The sequence below is a fragment of the Eubacterium sp. AF15-50 genome (assembly GCF_934835595.1).
GTDB classification, from domain to species: domain Bacteria; phylum Bacillota; class Clostridia; order Lachnospirales; family Lachnospiraceae; genus Eubacterium_G; species Eubacterium_G segne.
Genome location: NZ_CAKVZL010000002.1, coordinates 61,047 through 67,506 on the forward strand (window position 1 = coordinate 61,047; position 6,460 = coordinate 67,506).

Sequence of the window (6,460 nt, forward strand, 5' to 3'; positions counted from 1 at the left end):
ATTATAATTTATGCTAAAAAAAAATATAATATGATTGTGCAATTCATCAAATTAATATTAATTTTATTTAATAAAATAAGAAAGAGATTAAATATTATCGGGAATAATATTAATGATGCAATTTGTTGATTTTTGCAAAAATGTTTATATAATAAATTGTGGAATTAAATTACGGGTCATGATATTTTCTTGAGGAATGAGAGGCAAAAGAATGAAGAAAAAAAGTTTAATGTTAGTCATGCTTACCCTTGTATTAGCACTGGGAATGAGTATGCAGGTATCTGCGAAAACAAAGGTTAAAACATATAAGGTGACATATGTTTTAAATGGAGGAACAAATAATAAAAAGAACACTTCAAAATATAAATCAAACAAATCAAAAAAATTATATTCACCGTCTAAAAAGGGATATCTTTTTAAGGGCTGGTATACAGATAAATATTATAGAAACAAAATAACTACCATTAAAAAAGGCTCAAAGGGAAACAAAAAGGTATACGCTAAGTGGCAGGCTAAAACATATCAGATTTCTTACAACGTAAATGGCGGAACTTTAAATAAGTCAAGCGTAAAAACATATACATGTCAGGTAACAGTGAAGCTGGCTGCACCAACAAAGAAAAATTATGTATTTATGGGGTGGTATAGCGACAGTAAGCTGACAAAGAAGGTTGCAAAAATTGCCAAAGGAACAACGGGAAATATTACATTATATGCCAAGTGGCAGCTGGAAAAGTTGAATATAAATAAAGTTGGAAATGAAGATATGATATGGAGCTGGTGGTGTTATCCACAGGTGGTTTCATATGCAAACACTAAAGATAATGTTTACTGGGGATTTACCACAAGTGAAGGTTACAGCGGCGTGGCATCCTATAATAATGATACAAAGAAAACAGAAAAGACATATCTGAAAAAGACAACCTCTACTGACGACCATAATGCAATGGCAGTGACTGTTATGAGAGACGGCAAAATAATGTGTGTTTATTCAGGCGGACATAACAGTGATAATGAAATTCACGTTAGAATATCAGGTGAAGCAGAAAGCATTAAAAATTTCAACACGGATGTTGTTTTAAGGTCTCAGGGAAAGACCTGCTACAGCCAGATTTTACAGTATAATAATAAGTATTATATTTTTTACAGAGTTGATAATAAAAACTGGGCATACCGTTCTTCCACAAACGGATTGTTATGGAGTAACGAAACTATATTAGTTACTTCATTAATACAATATTATTGTAAATTTATGCCTACAACAGAAGAAGGAAGAGTCCGTATATGTATGGCATCAAACCCAACGTCAGGAGATCCAAATATTAGAATGGGATTTTTGGATTTAGACACAGGAATGATGTACGATTCAGATAACAAAACAGAATTGGGAAAGAGTAACATATCACGGAAAGAATTTAATGTGCTGATAAAGAAACCGGCAAATATTACCCAGCGTATGTTGGATGTGGCAATAACAGCACCGGAAAATCCACTGATTTTATATGCAACATTTTCAACTGACAGGACAGACAAAAATTGTGTGTATAATCTTTATGACACAGATAAAACTATTGAAATATGTAACGGTGGAAATCCACTTTGGAACCCTAAGTATCAGCTGGGAGCATCCTTTATGGGAACTGACAGAATTGTAGTTGCCAGGGAAGAAAATGATTATGATAATATAGAACTTTACGATTATTCTCAGGGACAGGTAACATTGAAGGAGTCGGTTTATTCAGAAGAAATCGGAACCATTCAAATAAGAAATGCCCGTCCTATTGTGGATGTAAACCAAAAAGCATTTTTGTGGCACAGAGGATTTTACAATTCTGACACCTATACGGATTTTTATACTGAGACAAAAATATACACTATGGATTAAATAACAAAATTCTCCTAAAACGGATATTTAAACAAATAGCTGTTTTAGGGGATTTTAATTTTTGAAAAAAATTGATAGAATAATTCTAATGAAATTGCAGCATGTTTGATGAAGAAAAGGAGATTTTATGAAAATAGAATGGAAACAGTGCTTTAAAGTAGGGGTAAGTGTATTTATATTATTTTTATGTATAAATTACTGGAGCGTGGTGGGAAACACCATAGGAGTGTTCTTTAGCGGAATAACACCTATTCTCATTGGATGTTCCTTTGCTTATATTGTTAATATATTTATGTGTTCATTTGAAAAAAGATATTTCCCCAACAGCAAAAAAGCAATCGTTATTAAATCAAGAAGACCTGTATGTATGACAGGGGCAATTTTAATGGTTTTAGGTGTGATTGTGTTATTAATCTATATGATAATTCCTGAACTTGTAAATTGTATAGAAACTTTCTTAAATGCACTGCCGGATTTGGCAACCTATGTTTCTAAAAATGAATATGTACAAATGGTGGTATCTCCTAAGTCATTGGAAAAATTACGAACCATGAAATGGGATACTTACGCTGAAAAAATAGGTGGATTTCTGTTTTCCGGAGTAGGAGGTGCGGTAAATACCGTGGCGGAAGTGGCATCTTCAGTTATTTCCATAGTAGTGACAGTGGCCCTTGGACTTATTTTTACTTTCTATTTTCTTATGGGAAAGGAAAGAATGGCAAGTCAGTTTAAAAGAATAACCTATGTAGTCTTTAAGGAAAAAATGTATAATAAAATTATGCATTGGCTTAATGTGTTTGACCAATGTTTTCATGGATACATAGTTGGAAAATTAATAGATGCGGTGGTTTTAGGTGTAATGTGTATTGTTATTATGCTTATATGTCATCTGCCTTATGCAGTTATGATTGGAACATTAGTGGGATTTACTGCGTTAATTCCTGTAGTAGGTGCTTATGTAGGTGCAATTATCGGAGCATTAATGATACTTACCCAGTCACCAATGAAGGCACTATTGTTTGTGGTATTAATAGTAGTAGTTCAAATGATAGAAGGCAATGTAATATATCCTAAAATTATGGGAAATTCACTAGGGCTTCCGGGAATATGGGTGTTAGCGGCAGTAACTCTTGGAGGAAGTTTGTTTGGAATAATCGGAATGTTAATCGGAGTACCTATATTCGCAGGTTTTTATAAGCTGATAGCAGAGAGCATAGAAAAAAGAGAAAAAAAGATGGGTGTAAAAAGTTAAAAAATGTATGTGTTTTTTTACTTGTAGCGTATATTAATATTGAAAAGAAATGGCAAAAATGGTATTCTTATGGTATGGAATTTTAAAGGAGGAGAATAGAATGAGAAAGAGTATATTCCAGAAAATGTCTGCTGTATTTTTGTCAATGACATTAGTAGTAGGCATGGCGGCTTCAGTACCTGCTGCCGTAAAAAAAGGTACAGACATCTCTGCCTCTAAAGCATGGCAATCATTCTCAGTTCAGACAGGTGAAGATAAGAATGAATGGAAAAATGCTTTAATAAAAGATGGTCAGAAATATGACAATAAGGAAAATGTATTCAAAAGCTACACAGAAAATGCTTCTATGAAGACAAAGACACCTAAAAGTTTCCTTATGGATATTGTAAGCACAGGTTCAAGTGCTCAGTGGGGACCAAGCAAGAAAGTCGATGACTTGGGAAATGTTGTTTGGGAAGCAAAGATGAGCAATCCTTGGGGCGTTACAGCAACAAAGATAGTTAATATTGAAAAAGGACGTACTTACACAATTTCATTTAAAATCAAAAGCACACTTGAAAATGAAATTAAAAAGACACAGAACGTTCCGGGAAAATATTACTATGAAACAAAGGACAAGAAGGGTAAGACAATAGTTCATTACACTACTTCTGTTGTAAAGAAAAATGGTAAGACAGTGGATAAGGCTACAGGAAATCCGGTAAGCCACGTTGGAACAGTTGTTGGAACAGGTGTTATGAATTATGTTAAGCATGTTCATTTCAAAGCATACAGAAATAATGAAAAAGACGGCGATCCGGCTCTTACATTACAGAATGTTAAAGCTACATACAATGGAAAATCTGTTTACAGCAAGAAGGGTGATTACACATTCATCGCATTAGACAGCAGAAATAAAGATTATGTTACTGTAACAGCTAACGTAACAATTCCTGGTGACAGCTTAGCATACAAGCAGAGCACAATGGGATTTAAGTTTGCATTTGGTTCATTTACAATGGAATATCCAAATGAAAATGATATGAGTGGAACAATTGATGTTCAGGATTTCAAGGTAGTAGCAGGAAGTGATGTTCCTAAAGCTACAAAGGTATCAAAGGCTACAGCAAAGGCTAAAAAAGGAACTATGAAGGTTTCTCTTAAGAAGGCTAAAGGTGCTAAGGGATACGAAGTACAGTATTTCACATCATACAGCAAGAGTTCTAAGTCATATTCAGGAAAGAAAACTGTTAAGGCTAAAAAGAATGTTGTAACTATTAAGAATAAAAAGAAATTTAAAGCTAAAAAGACAATATATGTCAGAGCAAGATATTACAAGACAGTAAATGGCAAGAAAGCATATAGCGTTTGGTCAGCTATTAAAAAAGTAAAAGTTAAATAGGAAAAAACTTAAAATTTCCAAAAAGGGTAATTTTAATATAATTAAAAAGGGGCAGATGGCTAATAACCATCTGCCTTCTTTATTTGTATTAAATTGTTTATTAATTACTGTAATGGTGAGAACAACGTTAATCTTTTTCTAAGTGAACAAAAATGACTTGAAAAACGGTTTGTTGTTGTTACATTAGCATTGTTACATATATAAACATCGTTGTTATTACCCATGCCGCCTTGGATAACCCAGTGCTTGCAACTGCCGTTCCATGACTTTATCCAGCTTTCATTTCCTGTACAGTTAAGTCCTACGGCATCAGAATTAAGATAATTAACTAAATCCTGCTTAGTATCAAACTTGCCAATATATATGGCTACGTGATGGGCACGTCCACTAGAAGAGGTATAGGCTATAATGTCTCCCGGTATTAAATGCTCCATATTAGATTCGGTGTCAACATCATTTAATTTAAGTGATGTTTTAAACAACGGGTAAGTTGTTTTTCTTATATTTCCTTTTAAGTAATAAGTACATTTCTTTCTTGAAACTTTATAAGTTATTTTTACGTTTCCGCTTTTCCAGTCATTGGCAACGGGAGATTTGTTTACCTTTATACTTGTAAACTGTCCCGAACGGGTTGCTTTTTTTCCCGGAGCTAAAGTCTTACATGATTCTACATACTTGTTAACTAAAACATTACATGGATATTTTTTATGTACATACTTCTTAACGAATTTTCCCAGATTCTTATGAAAATCAAGCTTTAAATCCGAATCGGAAGTTTTAAATACCACCGCATTAGAACTATCTGATAAAAGCTTGTCCTTATAACATTTAATTTTGTAGTAGTAAACTGTGCCGGCCTTTGCTTTTAAATCCTTAAAGGTACCGGTGGTGCTTTTTTTAATGGTTTTGGTTCGCTTAAAACCATTGTTTGGTTTAACACTTCTGTAAATCTTGTATCCGGTAACATCCTTTCGCTTCTTCCAGGATATCTTAACACCTTTGTTTAATTCTACAATGGAAGTTATATATGTTTTAGGAACAACCGGGACAACCTCTGTGGTAGCTTCTTCCTCCGTTACGTCTACTGACAAGGTAGTTGTTTCCGGTGGTGGTGTGTCCTCACTTCCTAAATTGTTGGTTCCGTCATCTGCATATATCAATGAAGATATAGCTAAAATATTTATGGACAATACCATAATAAATAGTAATTGTTTCAAATGTTTCAAATATTTTTCCTCGATTCTTAGTGCTTAAGCAGGAAAAGTCCCAATAATATATTCAATTTATTATAATCTGACCTTTAACCCACGTATAATATCATACCATTTTATGGTAACCTGTTCAAGAAAATGTTACGAAAAAATTACATAAAAATTACGAAAAAGCTTTGTGCAATAATATTGAAATAATAAAACAGTGTGATAAGATAAAAAAAGGTTAGAATCAACTAACTAAGAATGAGAAAAGGAGTGTAATAAACATGATTAAAACAACTATAAAAATAGATGGAATGGCATGTGGAATGTGCGAGGCACATGTAAATGATGCCTTAAGAAAAGTAATAAAGGCAAAGAAAATTACATCTTCCCACAAGAAAAAAGAAGCGGTTGTGGTTAGCGAGAATGAATTAAATGAAGAAGAAATAAAAAAAGTGATAAATGATACAGGATATACATATATTTCCATGACCAGTGAACCATATAAAAAGAAATTTTTCTTTTAAAACAATTAAAAAAACACTGTTCATAAAACCTGAATGATTTGTCAAGAGAGTTGTTGCAATAATGCAACAATGTGGTAATATGGAAGAAAATATACGTATTACATATTGGAGGCATAAAATTGAAACTCTCTCAGTTGAAACAGGGACAGACAGGAAGGATAGTAAAAGTAGGCGGTGAGGGTCAGCTTAGACGACACTTTCTTGATATGGGACTCATAC

The 6,460-nt window shown here is 33.3% G+C and carries 6 protein-coding genes; 5 read left to right on the forward strand and 1 reads right to left on the reverse strand.

Going from position 1 to position 6,460, the window contains the following annotated elements; genetic code table 11:
* Positions 1-211 precede the first annotated feature (211 nt).
* The 3 genes from Q5O73_RS00700 (at position 212) to Q5O73_RS00710 (ending at position 4,518) form a co-directional block, all read left to right on the forward strand.
* A complete protein-coding gene (locus Q5O73_RS00700; protein ID WP_302668816.1) occupies positions 212-1,885 on the forward strand; it encodes an InlB B-repeat-containing protein in 1,674 nt (557 codons plus the stop codon).
* A 127-nt stretch (positions 1,886-2,012) separates the two neighbouring features.
* Positions 2,013-3,137: an AI-2E family transporter gene (locus tag Q5O73_RS00705; RefSeq protein ID WP_021953734.1), complete on the forward strand. Its 1,125-nt coding sequence runs from the start codon at positions 2,013-2,015 to the stop codon at positions 3,135-3,137.
* A 100-nt stretch (positions 3,138-3,237) separates the two neighbouring features.
* Complete coding sequence (locus Q5O73_RS00710) at positions 3,238-4,518, forward strand: hypothetical protein (RefSeq protein ID WP_186839767.1); 1,281 nt, start codon at positions 3,238-3,240, stop codon at positions 4,516-4,518.
* Positions 4,519-4,622: 104 nt separating this feature from the next.
* On the opposite strand, the gene Q5O73_RS00715 is transcribed toward Q5O73_RS00710, so the two are convergent.
* Entirely contained in the window at positions 4,623-5,714 is a 1,092-nt protein-coding gene (locus Q5O73_RS00715; RefSeq protein WP_302668817.1) for a fibronectin type III domain-containing protein, read from the reverse strand.
* Positions 5,715-5,998: 284 nt separating this feature from the next.
* Here Q5O73_RS00715 and Q5O73_RS00720 point away from each other — a divergent pair, with 284 nt between their 5' ends.
* The gene (locus Q5O73_RS00720) at positions 5,999-6,241 is read left to right on the forward strand and encodes a heavy-metal-associated domain-containing protein (protein ID WP_118589106.1); all 243 of its coding nucleotides are present in this window, start codon (positions 5,999-6,001) and stop codon (positions 6,239-6,241) included.
* A gap of 71 nt (positions 6,242-6,312) precedes the next feature.
* Positions 6,313-6,460: ferrous iron transport protein A (locus Q5O73_RS10580; RefSeq protein ID WP_368076725.1), on the forward strand; the 148-nt coding region annotated here is incomplete at its 3' end.